The 16,102-nt window shown below is 66.1% G+C and carries 20 protein-coding genes; 19 read left to right on the top strand and 1 reads right to left on the bottom strand.

What is annotated here, in order from left to right; translation table 11 throughout:
- Window position 1 precedes the first annotated feature (1 nt).
- The gene (locus tag DEIPH_RS19355) at window positions 2-595 is read right to left on the bottom strand and encodes an HNH endonuclease (RefSeq protein ID WP_034359374.1); all 594 of its coding nucleotides are present in this window, start codon (window positions 593-595) and stop codon (window positions 2-4) included.
- 132 nt (window positions 596-727) lie between these two features.
- On the opposite strand from DEIPH_RS19355, the gene DEIPH_RS20480 reads away from it, so the two are divergent.
- The 19 genes from DEIPH_RS20480 to DEIPH_RS14305 all read left to right on the top strand — a co-directional run bounded on the left by DEIPH_RS20480 (window position 728) and on the right by DEIPH_RS14305 (window position 15,996).
- A complete protein-coding gene (locus DEIPH_RS20480; protein WP_034359371.1) occupies window positions 728-1,384 on the top strand; it encodes a hypothetical protein in 657 nt (218 codons plus the stop codon).
- A gap of 75 nt (window positions 1,385-1,459) precedes the next feature.
- Window positions 1,460-3,517 (top strand): AAA family ATPase, encoded by a 2,058-nt coding sequence (locus DEIPH_RS14385; RefSeq protein ID WP_034359369.1) that lies wholly within the window; start codon window positions 1,460-1,462, stop codon window positions 3,515-3,517.
- The gene (locus tag DEIPH_RS14380; protein ID WP_034359367.1) at window positions 3,514-4,077 is read left to right on the top strand and encodes an ASCH domain-containing protein; all 564 of its coding nucleotides are present in this window, start codon (window positions 3,514-3,516) and stop codon (window positions 4,075-4,077) included. The genes DEIPH_RS14385 and DEIPH_RS14380 overlap by 4 nt, the downstream gene beginning before the upstream one ends.
- A gap of 1 nt (window position 4,078) precedes the next feature.
- Entirely contained in the window at window positions 4,079-6,811 is a 2,733-nt protein-coding gene (locus tag DEIPH_RS14375; protein WP_034359365.1) for a DNA-primase RepB domain-containing protein, read from the top strand.
- 285 nt (window positions 6,812-7,096) lie between these two features.
- Window positions 7,097-7,300 carry a hypothetical protein gene (locus tag DEIPH_RS14370; protein WP_034359363.1) on the top strand — a complete coding sequence of 68 codons (204 nt, stop codon included), beginning with the start codon at window positions 7,097-7,099 and terminating at the stop codon, window positions 7,298-7,300.
- A gap of 31 nt (window positions 7,301-7,331) precedes the next feature.
- Window positions 7,332-7,946 carry a hypothetical protein gene (locus DEIPH_RS14365; protein ID WP_034359361.1) on the top strand — a complete coding sequence of 205 codons (615 nt, stop codon included), beginning with the start codon at window positions 7,332-7,334 and terminating at the stop codon, window positions 7,944-7,946.
- Between the two features lie 2 nt (window positions 7,947-7,948).
- Window positions 7,949-8,449: a hypothetical protein gene (locus DEIPH_RS14360; protein ID WP_034359359.1), complete on the top strand. Its 501-nt coding sequence runs from the start codon at window positions 7,949-7,951 to the stop codon at window positions 8,447-8,449.
- Window positions 8,449-8,685 carry a hypothetical protein gene (locus tag DEIPH_RS14355; protein ID WP_034359356.1) on the top strand — a complete coding sequence of 79 codons (237 nt, stop codon included), beginning with the start codon at window positions 8,449-8,451 and terminating at the stop codon, window positions 8,683-8,685. Before DEIPH_RS14360 ends, DEIPH_RS14355 begins: the two co-directional genes overlap by 1 nt.
- A complete protein-coding gene (locus DEIPH_RS14350) occupies window positions 8,685-8,897 on the top strand; it encodes a hypothetical protein (protein WP_034359354.1) in 213 nt (70 codons plus the stop codon). The genes DEIPH_RS14355 and DEIPH_RS14350 overlap by 1 nt, the downstream gene beginning before the upstream one ends.
- A complete protein-coding gene (locus DEIPH_RS14345; protein ID WP_034359350.1) occupies window positions 8,881-9,282 on the top strand; it encodes a hypothetical protein in 402 nt (133 codons plus the stop codon). Before DEIPH_RS14350 ends, DEIPH_RS14345 begins: the two co-directional genes overlap by 17 nt.
- A 133-nt stretch (window positions 9,283-9,415) precedes the next feature.
- On the top strand, window positions 9,416-10,180 hold the full coding sequence (locus DEIPH_RS20475; RefSeq protein ID WP_200868182.1) for a hypothetical protein: 765 nt from the start codon (window positions 9,416-9,418) through the stop codon (window positions 10,178-10,180).
- On the top strand, window positions 10,177-10,548 hold the full coding sequence (locus tag DEIPH_RS14335; RefSeq protein WP_051517410.1) for a RusA family crossover junction endodeoxyribonuclease: 372 nt from the start codon (window positions 10,177-10,179) through the stop codon (window positions 10,546-10,548). The genes DEIPH_RS20475 and DEIPH_RS14335 overlap by 4 nt, the downstream gene beginning before the upstream one ends.
- Window positions 10,545-10,817, top strand: coding sequence for a hypothetical protein (locus DEIPH_RS14330; RefSeq protein ID WP_034359347.1), 273 nt, complete (start codon window positions 10,545-10,547; stop codon window positions 10,815-10,817). Before DEIPH_RS14335 ends, DEIPH_RS14330 begins: the two co-directional genes overlap by 4 nt.
- A gap of 77 nt (window positions 10,818-10,894) precedes the next feature.
- Entirely contained in the window at window positions 10,895-11,455 is a 561-nt protein-coding gene (locus tag DEIPH_RS14325) for a hypothetical protein (protein WP_152544957.1), read from the top strand.
- 270 nt (window positions 11,456-11,725) lie between these two features.
- Window positions 11,726-11,950, top strand: coding sequence for a hypothetical protein (locus DEIPH_RS19350; RefSeq protein ID WP_081790934.1), 225 nt, complete (start codon window positions 11,726-11,728; stop codon window positions 11,948-11,950).
- Window positions 11,951-11,976: 26 nt separating this feature from the next.
- The gene (locus tag DEIPH_RS14320) at window positions 11,977-12,702 is read left to right on the top strand and encodes a terminase small subunit (RefSeq protein WP_034359344.1); all 726 of its coding nucleotides are present in this window, start codon (window positions 11,977-11,979) and stop codon (window positions 12,700-12,702) included.
- The gene (locus DEIPH_RS14315; RefSeq protein ID WP_051517409.1) at window positions 12,699-14,042 is read left to right on the top strand and encodes a phage terminase large subunit; all 1,344 of its coding nucleotides are present in this window, start codon (window positions 12,699-12,701) and stop codon (window positions 14,040-14,042) included. The genes DEIPH_RS14320 and DEIPH_RS14315 overlap by 4 nt, the downstream gene beginning before the upstream one ends.
- Window positions 14,042-14,440, top strand: a complete 399-nt coding sequence (locus DEIPH_RS18890; protein WP_051517408.1) for a Mov34/MPN/PAD-1 family protein — start codon at window positions 14,042-14,044, stop codon at window positions 14,438-14,440. The genes DEIPH_RS14315 and DEIPH_RS18890 overlap by 1 nt, the downstream gene beginning before the upstream one ends.
- Window positions 14,422-15,996: a hypothetical protein gene (locus tag DEIPH_RS14305; RefSeq protein ID WP_034359343.1), complete on the top strand. Its 1,575-nt coding sequence runs from the start codon at window positions 14,422-14,424 to the stop codon at window positions 15,994-15,996. Before DEIPH_RS18890 ends, DEIPH_RS14305 begins: the two co-directional genes overlap by 19 nt.
- Window positions 15,997-16,102 lie beyond the last annotated feature (106 nt).

Genomic DNA, 16,102 nt, shown 5'->3' with positions numbered 1-16,102 from the left:
CTCAGAGCTTCACCAATGCGGCGTAAATCCGATCAAAAACATCGGGCGCACACCATTCATCGGGGGGAGTATCCCCCTTGAGCGAATTGCAGGTCAGGCAGCAAGGAACGATGTTGCCTCGCACCGTTTGCCCACCTTGCGCCAGTGGAATGAAGTGATCGTGATGCACTTCTTCGCTACCGCCGCAGTAAGCGCAGACGCGGCCAAATACTCGCGTAGTAGCTTCCCAGTCAAGTTTAGTGAACTCGTGAACTCCATTGGGGTATCGCCGCTTTGCGCGATTCCTGATCACCCGCGCACGACCCTTGGCAGAAGCGCGGTACTCGGCGTCCTTTTCCCGCTTCCAATCCTTGTAGCCGGGGGCAGCGCGTTGCGCCTCGAAATATTCACGCCTGCTCTCGTAAGTGCGTGTTTCCTTGGCCTTGTCAGGATTGCGCTCTCGCCAAGCTCTTTGACTGCCAGCGCGGGTATGGGCGTACTTCGCCGTATCGCACTGCTTACACCGAGACTGCTTCCCATCAGGCTTGCGCTTATCGGCAAAGAACTCGGCAAGCGGCTTAGTAACCCCGCAAAGAGAACAGATTTTCTCGGGCATAACGCATTATAGCGCGTTTTGTTTGGTGGGTGGCGCATACCTTACCACGCCGAGACCGCACGTAGACCTGACACCCCTCCATTCACACGGCCCCTGACCCTCAAGCACCGGGCCAGCACAGGAGACACCACCATGGGACTTACCGGACAGAGCAAGGAAAGCAGCAACTTCGAGCGCACTCTCTTCCCCGAAGGCACCTACGACATGGTGCTCGACAAGGCTCTGGTACTGATGGGTAAACCCACCAAATTTCAAGCCGAAGGCGCGCCGAAAATCATGTTCATCTGGAAGTGGACCGACGACGAAGGCCAGGACTTCGAGCTGGTGGACTACCTCGGCTTCCCCAAGAACATGAAGTGGAACGAGAAGAGCGCCTTCTGGAAGCGCGCCGGGGAAATCGCGGGCCTCGCTCTCAACAACGAGAACGCCGGCCTGCTGGACCTCGACCTGGGCGAGTTCATCCAGAGCTATGCCGAACTGGTCGAACACATCCAGGGCATGAACGATCAGGGCAAGCCCGAGAAGGCCGAGGTCAAGAGCCTCACGGTGGACGGCCAGGAGCTGCTGGGCAAGAAGTGCCGCCTGGTCGTGGGCATCTGGAACAACGGCGAGAAGGAAGGCAACGAGATCGCCAAAGTCATGCAGATCGCGGCGGCGGGTGGCCCCAAAAAGCCGATGAAGGCTGCCCCCGCACCGGCGGCTGCACCCCAACAGAAGATGGCCCCCGCCCGTCCCGCACCGGTTCCCGCACCTGTGGCTGCTGGTGCTAGCCCTGACCTCGACTACTAACCCCTGAAAACAGGACTCGTGCGAGCCGGCCAGCATCCGCGCGAGTCCTGTTTAACCCCTTCTGGAGGTTCCACCATGTTAAACGGCAAGCAAGGTCCCCTGTGGTACCGAACTGACCCTCGCCAGACCATACGGGACCTGCCCGGGATTGGTTCCAAGCTCTACAAGCGCGTCATCGAGGACCTGGGCGACGGCGACCCGGACGCGGCCCTGGTCGTGATCGAACGCAACCCCTACAGCCTCGTCGAGGTGGACGGCATCGGCTTCAAGAAGGCCGACCGCATCGCCAAAGAGAAGTTCGACATCGGTCCCGACGACGAGCGCCGCCACGAGGCGGGCAACCGCTGGATTCTGGAACAGCGCGGCGTGCTGGGCGAGCGCGAGTATTTCAGCGAGCGCGTGAAGCTGGAACTCCGCGACCCGACCCACAAGGAAGCGGGCGTGGCAGTCGAGGAAGGGCTGTACTGGCTCCCCGAGGAACTGGAAGCCGAGAAGGGCCTGGAACGCTGGATGCGCCAGCTCCCCCCGCTGGCTGACACCCTACCCCCCCTGACCAAGGCCCAGTTCGACATCTGTGAACGGCTGGGCCTGGATGACGTGCAGCGTGCTGCCGTGCAATCGGCCCTGCATACCCGCGTCTTGTGCCTGACCGGTGGGGCCGGCTGCGGGAAGACGCATGTCGTGGCCGCGCTCGCTCAGTGCGTGATCGTCGCGGGCGGCAGCGTGCGCGGCATGGCCTTCGCGGGCAAGGCGGCCGACCGGATGCGGGAAGCCTTCGACGCTTACGGCGTGATGGCGGAGGCGACCACGATCCACAAGGCGCTGGGCTACCAGAAACGCGGCTTCACGGTGGACACGCTGGCCGAGGGCCTCATCGTGATCGACGAGGCGTCCATGCTCCCCAACTGGCTGCTGTGGGCCGTGGTGGACAGCCTGCGGCCCGGCGCGCACCTGATCCTGGTGGGCGACCCCAACCAACTCCCGCCCATCGGCTACGGAACCCCCTTCGTGGACCTGATCAACCACGGCGCGCCCCGCGCGCACCTCTCCCGCAACTACCGGCAGGCAGACCAGCAGGGCATCCTGCACATGGCGGAAGGCATCCTGAACCGCTCCCGGCCTGCACCTGCCGAGTGCGTGGAGATGCACTTGGGCGTGGACCCCAGCAACCTCGACGTGCTGTTCGACCAGCTCGTGCGAACGCACGGCGGGACCAACTACGAGGCCTGGCAGGTCATCACCTACCAGAACGAGAACGCCGAGCGCTACAACCTCCGGGCACAGGCCGTCATCAACCCCGACGGCACGCCGCTGTTCGAGTACCCGCTGTGGAAGCTGGGCACCGGCGAGCGCAACCGGCCCCTCTACCACGCGGAAGTGCGCGAGGGCGACAAGATCATCGTCGTCAAGAACAGCACCCTGCTGAACATTTTCAACGGGCAAACGGGGCGTGTGGTGGGCCTGGTCAGCAAGCCCAAGCTGGTCCAGCGCAAGCAACCCGGCGGCGGCTGGGAAGTCGAGCAGGGCGACCTGATGCCGCATCTGCGCGTGGAAATCACTGGGCGCGAGGTGGACATCCCCGAGGATGAGGTCGAGAAGTTCGTGCAGCTCGGCTACGTGATCACGGTCCACAAGGCCCAGGGCAGCGACTGGCCCCGCGTGATCGTGATGCAGCCGGGCAAGGTGCGGGACGACACCGCCAAGAAGTTTTTCTACACGGCCAGCACGCGCGCGAAGAACCACCTGTGTGTGGTCAGCACGCTGCGCGTCGTGGCGTGGTGGACGAACGCGGCGAGCGACGCACCGGATGAGCCGTCCAGCCTGCTGCGGCGACTGGCGCAGCCTGCGCCCGAGCCGGTGGTGCTGGACATCCGCCCGGAGTTCGTGGAGGCCGCCGAGGCGCTGCTGGGCGTGCCGTTGGTGGCTGCCCCCGACCCCTGGGACGGCCCCGAGGACGGCGTGTACTGGCCCGAGTACCCGGTCAGCATCCCGGCGGAGATGGAGGCTCTGGCTGCTGAGATCGGCGTGCAGGAGCCGCTACTGGTCAGCGAGTGGGACGAGCTGAGCCGCGCGGCCCGCGTCGAGGAGATCAAGGCAGCCTTCCGGCTGATGGACCTGGAAGGTGTGGCATGAAGGCCCTCACGCTCCGGCACCCCTGGGGATTTGCTATTGGGTGGGCCGGGAAGGACATCGAAAACCGCGACTGGGATGACCGCGTGGCCGACCTGATGGGCCTACCCCAGATCATCGGGGAACCCGTCGCCATCCACTCCGGCAGTTGCCCCAAGCGAGGCCGGAATCAGGGCTGGCGCGAGTTCATCGCCGGGCTGAAGGCCATGCGCGCCAACCTGGGCGGCGAGCTGCCTGGCAGCGCGGCGCAGTTCCTCGCCAGCCGCTCGCCGGAAGGCCCCTTCGCCCCGGAGGCGTTCCTCGTGTCCGGCATCGTCGCCGTTGCCGTGATCAGCGGCACCACCCGCGCCAGCCGCAGCTCCTGGGCGGTTCCCGGCCAGCTCCACCTGATGCTCAGCCAGGTGGTTGCGCTGCCCGAGCCGGTGGAGTGCCGGGGCGCTCAGGGTTTCTGGGAGGTGCCCGAGGTTGTCGAGCGCGAGGTGCGGCGGCAGGTCGAGCAGGTGCAGGTGACGCGGCCCCCTATCGCTGCTGAGCGCACGGGCGCGGATTGGCTGGGCCTCTGACATGACTCAACCCTCACCCCTCCAGTGGGTGGCCCTCCTGTACGGGGGGGTCACGCCCCCCGCCGGATTCGTCGAGTTCCGGTTCCTGCCCAGCAAGGGGCGAGCCTGGATGCCCTGGCCCGCCTTCGAGGGACACCCCGACGAGTTCACGGCCATCCCCCAGAAGCAGAACGCCTATTTCGGCATCAGCCTGCGCCGTGACCAGCAGGACGGCACGGCGCAGAACGTCCACCCCACGCACCTCGTCTGGCTGGACATCGACCTCAAGGGCACTCCCTGGGTTCACGGCCAGCTCGACGTGCAGAACATGACCCCGGAGGAGCTGCGCGAGTGCGCCGAGGCCGCCTTCAGGCACTACCTCGCCGCCTTCCTGGCTGCCGATCTCCCGCCCCGCGCCGTCGTGTACACCGGGCACGGGTTGCAGGTGTACTGGGCGCGCCGGGCGCGGTCTGACCTCGCGGATACCGAGGCGTACAACCGGGGCCTCGCCGCCGCTTTCGACGGTGACCCCAAAACTGTGGACGCGGCGCGTATCTTCCGCCTCCCCGGCTCCCTGAACCTGAAAAATCGGGAGCGCCCGCTCCCTGTCGAACTGTGGCACCAGGACCCCGACGCCTGGGTTGAACGCGACGCGCTGGAAGGCTACCGATACGTCGAGAAGCCCAAGCCCGCGCCCGTTTCCCAGCCCGCCGAGCTGACCGGCACGGCCCAGGAGCGCTATGCCCAGGCGGCGCTCCAGCGCGAGGTGGAGGCCGTCCGGGCGACGGGAGAGGGGGGCCGCAACGATCAGCTCAACCGCAGCGCGTTCGCGGTCGGTACCCTGATCGGAGCCGGGATTCTGGACGAGGTGGAGGCTGAGCGGCAACTGCGCGAGGCTGCCGAGGCCGTCGGCTTGGACGCGGGCGAAATCCGGGACACGCTGCACTCTGGTCTGGAGGCGGGCAAGGCCGAGCCGCGCGATCTGAGCGGGGTGGGGCTGAAGCCTGAGCGGCAGCCCGCTGCGCAGGGCACCATCGGCAAAGACCGGGTGCGCAGCGAGGCGGCAGGCGTGCCGGGTCTAGAAGCGCCCCGTCCCCCTGTGAGCGGGGTCTACGTGCAGCACGGTGTCTACTACATCGACCGCCCGGTCAAAAAAGGCGGCGAGGTCGTGGACTGGTACCCCGAACAGCTCACCAACTGGGTATGGGAACCAAACCTGAAATTGCACTACCCCGACGGTACTTACGGCGAGCGGGGAACGCTGATCGTGCGGGGAGGAGGGCATCACGAGCTGCAACTGGGAAGCTCTGCCTGGAACAGCCGCAAAGACCTACTGGAAACAGTAGGCGGCTATCAGGCTCGCTGTTTCACCACGAACAACAGCGACATTGCCAAGATTGGCGACTACATCGCCGCGACCTACCCCGACTTGCCTGGTGCCCGTGGCGTGAAGTCTTACGGGCTTCACCTGCACGAGGGCGAGTGGGTAGAGGTCTTCGAGAACCGGACAATCAGCAGTGGCGACACGCCGCCGCTCTTTTACAGCGGCACGCCCGTGGACCCTGGTAGCCGTGCATTCAAGGCCCCCCGTCTCGCCACCCCGGCACAGGTGGACGAGGCTCGCCGCGCCATAGTGAAGCTGCCTGGCTTGATCACGCCCGCTGTGGCCTACGCCCTGCTGGGCTACGGCGCAGCCAGTGCCTTCAGCCCCCGCATTACACCCCACCTCGGCAACCGCCTCCCGTTCGTGTATGTGGCTGGGGAGCGCGAGTCGGGCAAGACCTCCGGGGCACAGATCGCCCTGGAACTGATGACCGGCTACAGCGCCCGCCTGACTAAGGCGAGTGGTATGACGGCCTACCAGTACGACATTGCCCATAGCAGCGCGAATAACAGCCTGGCCCTGCTCGATGAGTATCGGCCGGGTGAGATCGACGACGGCCAGCTCCGCAAGCACCATGACCTCGGCACCAAGTGGCGCGGCTCCGGCATGGCCTCCAAGAACCTCGCTTATGAGCTGAACGCACCCCTTGTAGTGCTGGGGGAAGGCTTCACGGATGACGCGGCCACCAAGTCGCGCGGCGTCCTGTACTTCACCCGGAAGCAGGACCGGGGGGGACTGGACGGGTACAGCGAGGTCCTGAAGCTCCCACTGTGGGCCTACGCCGCGCACCTTCACGAACTGGCGCGCACGACGGGAGAGAAGGAGCACCTGGCGCGCATTCAGCGTGCAACTGACCTGGCCGGTCAGGCTATTGGCGGCACCGCTAACCCCCGACTGCGCTACGCCCTGACGTACATCGCCTACGGGCTGCTGGTGCTGCAAGACGACCTGGAGGTTATTCCGGACACGGCCATTCTCGACACGCTACGCGAGGGCGTCCACAACACGTTGGAGGGCGGCAGCGAAGGCGTGACAAACCTGGAGCTGTTCCTAGAGCAGCTCGCCTTCGTGCTCACGAAGGTGCCCAGCCCTGGCATGTACGTAGTGCCCGGTGCGCTCCCAACTGACCTGCTAATTCGCCCGAAGGCGTGCCTGGACCTCGTGCAGGCGCACTACCGGGAACGCGCCGCCATTGCCAACACGACGCTATTGAAGCAGTACGCCGAACAGGCGAGCTACTTCGCTGCGGGCGATGTGCACAAAAGCTACGAGGGCCATCCCGTGCGCGCCAAGCGGGTCACCCTCAGCCAGGTTCCTGAGCGGTGTGACGCCGACCTGCTCGAAGAGTTCAACCGGAGGCTACGCCAATGAAGTTACCCGCGTTACGGCTCGTTACGGGGGGGTTACTGGGAACATGTAACCGGCTTTTTCCCCGTCCTGCTGCATGTTTCTCTTATCTATATATCTATAAGTTACGTTTTATAGATATTGAGGGTGTACGTACGCACATGCGCACGCGCAGAGCCGTAGGGGGGACCCACCCTCAGACCACAAAGTGTAACCGGGATTTTGGGAAGGTATTTTGCCGCTCTGAGCGCGAAAACCCCGGTTACTCCCTGGAATGTAACGGGCTAGAATCGTCAGAAGGAGCCACGCATGCCGAAGTCGAAATACAACGGGGTCACGCTGAAGAACCGCCGCTGGGTCGCTCTGGTGACCGAGGCGGGCAGGGAGCGGACTATAGCCAGCTTCGATCCAGCGCCCCAGTTAGAAGGCGAGCTACTGGCGGCGCAAGCCTACGACAAGTACGTGCGGGCTTACCTGCCCGAACTGAAGCACACACTGAACTTCCCCGAGTAAATGCGTTCGGTAGCCCGCTGGAGGCCCGCTGATGGGCCTCGCGGGCACTTCCAAGGCAGCAGCCCCTAAGTCTGCCGCAAGCCGCAACAATCTTGCCCTGATCCTCGACCAACTGGACAGCGAGTGGGCGACGCTGAAGCAGGACGACCCCACCATTCACGGTGAGGACGCCGGGCTGCTGGCCTACTACCACTCCTGCGTCCGCCCGGCACTGCACTGGGTCGCGGGCGACCCCTACACGTTCGCGTTCCCCGAGAGCTATCAGCGTGAGCGGCTGGCAAAGCTGTGCGGGTACCTGAAGAGCCTGCAAGGGGCGGATGCCCAGCAGGTCAAGGCGGCACGTGAACGCAACCTCGCGGGGCTACGCGCCGTATGGCCTGCCTACCGCGAGCTGAATCCGGACGACGTGCCCAACGGTCTCAGCCCGATGGAGTTGGAGTGCCCGCCTTTCACCTGGGCGGCGATTGAGACCGGGTGGAACGGCGACGGGCCTGACGACTACCGCATCAACTTCCTGCCAGCCTTTGCAACCAAAGAGAGCGCCGACTTTCACCTGGCGGCGCTGGCGGTCCTTTTCTTGAACAGGCAGCTCAGATACGCGCTCACCGACCTTTACCCGCACCAGACCGATGACGGGAGGAACTGACCATGCCGACGAATGACGACCCCACCCCCAAAAATGCCGATCTGACGGCCCGCCTCGCCACCTACCGCCGCCAGCGCACCGCACGCGGGGCCACACTGGAGGAACTGAGCCTGCTGGAGGAGGTGGACGCCGAGCTGGCCCGCGCTGAGGCGGCAGAACGGCGGGAGCAGGCGGCGCTAGAGCGGGTGCGGGGGCTGGGGGAGGAAGCGAAGCATCACGGTAACTCGGGGGTGCGCTATGTGCCTGCCGAATCTTTCAAGGCCAATGTGGCAGCGGCCTTCCAGGAGGCCAATAACTTCCGGCGTACACAGGAGACGATGCGGCAACTGGCAAGCGCATGGAGTGCCGAGGCAGAGCGCTTGTATTGGAACCTGCCCGATGACTCCACGCCGGAGAACGTAGCCCTGGCCCAGTGTCAGATCAGCGAGGCCCATGCGCTGAAGCGGTGCGCTGAGCAGGCCCGCGCCGCCCTCGCCAGCGCCCAGGGCAAGGGGGTGGAGTGATGAGTGAGCAGATGATGTTCAAGACCCCGGACGAGATGTGCGAACACATGCGCTGGCTGGGTGATGAGGTGAAGCTCATCCGCTGGGGGCAGACGAGCTTCACCGATCACACCAAGGTCATGCCAGTGATTGACTCCCCCCGCTCGCGGAGAAGCGCCCCGTACTGCCCGGTCTACTACTGCCCCGTGTGCGGAGAGAGCAACCTCAAGCCCCTCGCCCCCCAGGAGGCCCGCTGATGGACGACCTGTACGGATTCCAGCCCGGCGAGCTGGTGAAGTTCCTGGGCGAGCCGCGTGGATTTGCGCGCGTCCTGCGCCGCGCCAGCGCTGAGGGACGGTTGCTCATCGCTGTGAATGTCAGCGGACGGTGGCGAGAGTTTGCTGTCCACCCGTCCCGCCTCAAGCCCCTCACCCGCAAGGAGACCCCTGACCATGCCGAATACCCCTGACCCGACCGCCCCCGCTGCTGCCCTTTGCCCCACCTGCCAGCGCCCCATTGACGACCCCCAGACCTGCCAGGACTGCGGGAAGGTCACCTGCACCGACTGCGCCGTCTATAGCGAGGACGGCGACTACGTCTGGTGCGCGGCCTGTGGACGGGACGCCCTCCTGAGCAGTGCTGTCCATCACCTGACCCTGCTGCGGGAGTTCGTGGAGGCGTCGGCGCACCTCGACACCGTGGAAGCGGCCGTGCGTCGCGGGCCGTTCAGGCACGACGACCTGAAAGAGGCCATTGCACGACGCTATCTGGCCTCTCAGGCGTTGGAGGCGCTGAATCCTGCGGACCTCACGACCCTGATTGACTTTCTCGCCCCGGAGGTGTCCCGTGAGTAGCCCTGCGCCCGCTGCTGCTGTGGCGGACAACCCCCGCATCATCTGCCTGTGCGGGCCTACCCGGTTCAGGGAGGGATACCGCCGCGCCAATGCTCACTACACCCTCGCAGGTTGCATTGTCCTGTCCTGTGGCGTGTTCAGAGGCGACCCCGAGATGGCGCAGGCGGCGAAAGGGCACCTTGACGAACTGCACCTGCGGAAAATTGACATCGCGGATGAGGTCGTGATCGTGGGCGGCGAAGCTCAGGCGGGCGAAAGCACGCGCCGGGAGATCAACTACGCCCGCGAGAACGGGGTGCGGGTGACGGAGTGGGCTGATATCACTCCCACCCCCCACCCTGCTGCTCCCGCCCCCGCTCCGGCTGCTGAACTGGCGCACTACCTGGAGATGTGTGACCACGCCGAGGCACTCTGCACTCAGGCGGTTACTGGACCGGAGTTCCGGCTGGCCGATGGTCAGCGCCGGGACGCGGCTACCAATCTCGTCGGAGCGGTGCGCCGCCACCTCGCCGCTGCCCTCGCCCAGCCTGCTGCCCCGGTACCGGCTGATGGGCTGCGAGCGGGTCTGGCTGCTTTCCGAGAGACGCTGGTGGACCTGAATAACTGGCAAGAGGACGCCCTGGAAGAGAAGTACCTCCCTGCGGCCCTGCGCGAGTATGACGACCTCACCATCCTCCTCCTCCAGTCCCCCGCGCCAGCGCAGGCTGAGGCGGGAGTGGATAGGGTGAGTGTGCCGATAGCGCAACTCCGTGCTACCGGCTGGCGCACGATGCGCGAATGGCATGAAGAGGCTGCTGGATACGGCCTGGCGGAGATGTTCTTTACCTTCAACGGCATTGACCCCAATGCTTACGCTCCACCCACCCAGGCCCAGGCGGGCGGGGAGGGGGAGGTGTGATTGTCCTGCCCTTCCCCCCCAGCACGAACCGTCTCTGGCGCAGCGTGAACGGCCGCAACATCCTCAGCGCAGCGGGCCGCGCGTACCGTAAGGCAGGACTGGAGGCCCTGGAAGGCCAGACGCACACGCTCTGGCCCGACAGCGTGAGACTGAGTGTTGTCCTGACCGTCTGCCCGCCTGACCGACGCCGCCGCGACATCGACAACTACGTCAAGGCCTGTCTCGACCTGCTGACCCACGGGGGCGTCTACGGCGACGACTCCCAGATTGACCGGCTCACCATCACGCGCGGCCCAGTGGAGCGCGGTGGGCGCGCGGTCGTGCAGATCACGCCCATCACCAGCACGCTGTTCGAGGCCCAGCCGTGAGCCTCCACACCCGCATCCGCCAGCTCTCTCGAACGCCCGAGGGCCGCGCCCACCTGGCGCGCTGGTCCGGGTGCGGCACGGACGACTGGCAGCAGGCGTTCGAGCAGGCCGGGGACTATGCCAATGCCCGGCTCTGCGAGCTGCACCAGGCCGCGCCGCCCGTCTCGCTCGATCTGGTGTTCGGTGGGCACGAGTGGTACCAAGCCCGTGAGGCCCGTTCCGCCGCCATTGAGGCGCAGGTCCTCGCCGAACTGGAGGCGACGCTGTGACCCTCACCCTCACCCGCCCCGCTCCTGAGAGCTGTAGGGAGCTGCCCGCCGTCCTCTCGCCCTTGGAGGTGTTCCCCTTGCCTGACGAGCCTCGCCGTACCCGTCCCGTCCCCCGTGACCGCCTGCCCACCCGTCAGCAGCGCGAGGAGGCTCGCCAGCAGGCGCAGGACTATCGCGCCTACGCTGAGGTGTGGTACCGCGCCCTGCGCGGCTGGGACGTTCGGCAGCACACCGTTCCGGTGCCCCGCATGAGCTACGCCTTCGCGCGGGGCTTCGAGCCGATCAGCACGATGGGAGAAGGCGGCCCCGACCTGCCCACAGCCCTCCTCACGCCCATCGGGGAGCTGCGAGAGACGGAGGTGGCGCGCGCGATCAGCAGCATGGTCGCCTCACCCGTTCCTGACCGGCACGCTGCCGGGGGGCTGCTGGAGCGCGTGCGGGGCAGTCTCACGGCTCCCGTTTCCCTGCTGCGGGAGGGTGGCGGTTGGAGCTATCCCGCAGCACGTACGGCCGGCTATGCGGTCGCCGTGCTGACACTGGCCGTCACGCTGGGGGACGCTGAGGCAGAGGGACCGTTGCGCTATGCCCAGGCCGTTCTGAGGCGACAGGAGGCGCAATCCAGTTGCGTTGAGAGCTAGGAAAAGCTAAGCTTTTGCTAAGTTCAGAGCAGTGCCCCCAGCCAAGTGCTGGGGGTTCTTCTTTTGGACCTGGCCGCGCCCGCTTACCCACTTCCTCCGGGGCGGGCACGGTCCTTTTTCCGAACCACAACATCAGACGTTCTTTCCCCCAGGAGGCCCCGATGCCTGACGAATGTGAGTTGCCGGAGCCTCCCCCCGAACCGCCGGAGGAGTACATCCTCAACCCGGGTGACGAACTGGCGATCCTGAACGCGCTGGGCGTGTTCTGAGATGAGCAGGCGACAGCAGCAGGGGTGCGGTCTCGTTGTTGCCCGACGCGACTACCGCGCCCACCAGGAACGTCAGGCGCAGGCCAGAACACGGAAGCGGCGCCAGCGTGATCCCCAGCCGTGGTACCTCCCCGACCTCGGCCTGACCCGCGAGTGTTGGCAGACCTGCCCGGCGCGGGGGGAGCCGGTGCCGATTATCCGCGCCCACCGTTTTCCCGACACCTGACTGCCGAAGGGAGGTGACCTGCGTCCATGACCACCGAAGCCGAAAAGCAACCACCGACCGCCGAGGAACTGGGCGCGGCCCTCCTGCCGAAGCAGCGCGCATTTGTCGAGGCGTTCCTCCAAAACTTCACCGTAGCCGCTGCCGGCCGCCAGGCCGGGTACAGCGATAAGGCCAGCGCCCACCGTGTCTATAAGCGCCTGGATGTACAGGCCTACATTCAGGCCCGCATGTCCGAGGCGTGCATGCCCGCAAACGAGGTGCTGGGTCGCCTCAGCGCCTACGCCCGCGTCACCGGCGACCAGTTCACCTGTGAGGAGGAGTACGAGGTGCCGGTTTACGAGGCGCGTCCCCTCGCGGAGCAGATGGCCCGCCTCCAGAACCGCGTCGAGCAGATGTTGCGGATTGACCCGGAACTGCTGAAGGGGAAGATCGAGAGTCTCAACGCGCAAATTGCTGAGCTGGAAGTGGAGCTGGCCGAGAACCCCGACGCCACCTACCAGAAGCAGGTGGGCAGCAAGACCAGGACGCGCATCGTGCCCTCGCTAGAGGCCGCAGCCGAGAACGGCGTATTGTTCGCTCTGGAGAGCATCGAGTACGGGCAGCACGGCCTGAAGTGGAAACGGGTGAGCAGCGTCGAGGCGCTGACGCTGATCGGCAAGCACCACAAACTGTTCACAGAGCGCACCGAACACTCGGGCAGTGTGGACCTGGGCGTGAAGTACATCGCGGGTCTGACCGAGGACGACCTGTGACTGCGGCCCAGCTCCCCCCCGGCGCCCGCGTGTACTTCCCGCGCGGCTCGGCCCTGGACGTGCTGCGCTGCAAGGCCGACGAGTGGATGCTGGATGGCCCGGCAGGCACGGGAAAATCGAGAGTCTGCCTGGAAAAACTCAACGCCTTGGCCGAGAAGTACCCCGGCTGCCGCCTCGCCATCGTGCGGAAGTTCCGCGCGGCCATTACCGAGACGGCTCTGGTGACCTTCGAGCAGCACGTCAAGCCGCGCTGCGATACAGCCAACCAGCAGCGGCGCGTGCGGCAGTCCTACCAGTACCCCAACGGTTCAGAGATCGTGGTGGCGGGAATCGACAACCCGGTCAAGCTCATGTCCGCCGAGTTCGACGCCATCTACGTGCAGGAGGCGACCGAACTCAGCCTGAATGACTGGGAGTTCCTCTCTACCCGCCTCCGCAACGGCGTCGTGCCGTATCAGCAACTGTTCGGAGACTGCAACCCTGGGCCGCCCAGCCACTGGCTGAAGAAGCGGATGGACGCGGGGCTGACTCTGCGTATCCTGTCGCGCCACGAGGACAACCCCCGGCTCTTCACCAGCAGGGGAGAGCTAACCCCGTTCGGCACGTCCTACCTGGCCCGCCTCGACAAGCTCACGGGGCCGCGCCGTGACCGCCTGCGTAACGGCAAGTGGGCGGCGGCTGAGGGCATGGTCTACGACGCCTGGCGGGACGACCTGCATCTGATCGACCCGTTCACGGTTCCGCCGGAGTGGCGGCGCTTCGTCGTCATTGACTTCGGGTTCACCAATCCGTTCGTGTGCCAGTGGTGGGCACTGGACGGCGACGGGCGGATGTACCGCTACCGCGAGCTGTACCGGACGCGCCGCACCGTCCGGGACCACGCGGCCCAGATCAGGGCCTTGACCGGCAGTGAACATATCGAGGCGTGGGTGTGCGACCACGACGCGGAGGACCGCGCAACGTTGGAACAGGAGCTGGGCATTCGGACTATCGCGGCGGACAAGGCGGTGAGCCGGGGTATTCAGGGTGTCAACGACCGCCTGGTGCCCGCCGATGATGGTCGGCCCCGTCTGTTCCTGTTCAAGGGCGCTCTGGTCGAGCGTGACCCGCTGCTCGTCGATGAGGAGACGGGGCTGAGTGACCGACCCACCTGCACCGAAGAGGAGATTGACGGGTACGTGTGGGCGAAGGGCGCGAACGGGGAGACGCTGAAGGAGCATCCCGTGAAGGAGAACGACCACGGGCAAGACGGCTTGAGGTATGCCGCCCGGTACGCGGATGGGTTTGGGAAAGTGGCTCCCATTACCCGCACCACCACTCGCCCGCGGAGCGTGGCCTGATGCTCACCCTGCGTGTTCCCTTGCCTTACTGTCTCGATGACCCACTTGAGCAGGGCGGCCTGCTCTTCGGCCCCCCCGGTGAGGTGCGCCTTGCTACCGGCCCTCTGCCTGGCGATGTGCGCGGCACCCACTCTCTCGTCATGGCTGATCCCGGCCACCTGGCTGCTGCCGAGTGTGCTGCTGCTCAGGGCTGGGGCTACCTCGGCTACTGGCATTCCCATCCGGCGGGGACACCCCAGCACCCCAGCGAGGTGGACCTGACCGACTGGCACGCCGCGCTGGAGACCACCGGCGCAGCCTTTCTCGACTTTCCCATCATCACAGGCGGCGTGCTGCGCGCCTGGCGGCTGCATAGAGGCGGCGATCTGGAGGAGGTGCCGTGGACATCGACAACCTGACGTCTGCCACTCTCCGGAGATTCGTGGTCACCTTCAGTAATCCCCTCACCCGCCGCATCACTGACTATCTGCGCGGCCACCAGCTCGGCCCGGAGAATCCCCTGGCGGTGCTGGGCGCCGACGGGAAGCCCCTCTCCACGGATTTCGAGGGCCAGGTGAGCTACTGGACGGGTGATCTGCTGCCCTCCAGCGACCCCCGCTATGGCAAACAGGTGCAGGCGCTCCGCAAGTCCTTCGTCTTCCGCAACGTGACGCTTGAGGGCGTGGAGATGCTGGCGGACGGCGTGGGCGCGGATGAGCCGGACTGGGGCTTCACGGTGTCCCGTCCGCTGGGGGATGACGAGAAGCCCACAGAAGACGAAGAGGCCCTGATCCGGGAACTGGAAGGCATCCTGACCTCCTGGTGGGACCGGCGCGACCTGCCCGGCCTGCTCCAGACTGCACTCGTTACGGCCATCGCCCACGGGCGGCAGCCGGTTCGCCCGCGTATCCCGGACCGCTTCCGCGACAGCGAGGGGCGGCTGAAACAGCAGCCCCCGGAGAAATCTCTGGACGGCCTGTGGCTCACCCTCCCAGACGTGGCCGACAGCGGCATCTACACCGACCCGGATACCCTGGAGGACTACGGCCTGACCCGGCTGAGTCTTCCCGTGCCGGGCGGCGGCACCCGCGACGGCTGGGAACTCACCCGGCTCGACGAGGACGGGCGCACCATCGTCCGCAGCATCACGCCGGACGGGGACGGCACCGACAGCGGGGCACTCGATCTGGGCGGGCAGCTCTGGCTGCTGGAGCTGCGTTTCGCGCGGGGCGCGGTTACCCGCGACGTGCTCGCCAACCAGGACGCGCTGAACGTGGGTCTGACCAGCCTCAGCCGCAACACACGCTGGGCCGCTTTCGAGAAAACGATCCTGCTGGGAGTGGACCCGCCTCTGGACGATGACGGGCGGATCAAGCCCCTCACCGGCCCCGGCGCGGAGAGCTACCTGCAACCCAGCGTGGCCCGCGAGGTGGAGACTCAAACCGGGCCAGATGGACAGCAGGTGGAGGTCTCCCGCGAGCGGATGTACCCCGGCGCGAGCGTGAACAAACTCGACCCCGCCGAGCCGAAGGCTATCCAGGCCGCGATTGACCAGGCCACCGCCAACATCTATTCCATTCTGCGCCAGCGCTTCATGTTGATGGATGACCAGGCCACCGTGTCGGGTCGCAGCCGCGAGGTGGCCACCGGCTCCTATCTGCGGGCGGTGGCCCGCTACGGGGTGACGGTGGAGGCGTTTATCCGCGCCCTGCTAATGCTGGCCGCGCGGGTGAGCGCCATCGTGCAGGGGAGGCCGGGGAGGTACGACGGCCTGCGCCCGGTGGTCACCTGCCGTCAGCGTGTCTTCGAGCCGAGTGCCGACGCCATCACCACCTACCAGGCTCTCCAGCAGGCAGGGGTTATCAGCCTCCAAACCCTGCGCGGCCTGGCGGGCATCGCGGACCCCGACGCCGAGCAGCAGCAGATCGACCGGGAGCGGGGCACTTCCCCGCCCCAACCCAAGCCGCAACCCTGACCTGCATGTGGCGGGGGAAGTTCCCCGTAAGCCCAGATGCTCCGCCCGCCCCCGCGATTCGCCGGGGCCTTTTCGCCTATGCCTGCGAATCGCGGGCAGGAGGTCC

The sequence above is a fragment of the Deinococcus phoenicis genome (genome assembly GCF_000599865.1).
Classification (GTDB): Bacteria; Deinococcota; Deinococci; order Deinococcales; family Deinococcaceae; genus Deinococcus; species Deinococcus phoenicis.
The sequence above is the reverse complement of the archived record's forward strand: the minus strand, read 5'-3'. Positions and strand labels throughout refer to the sequence as shown.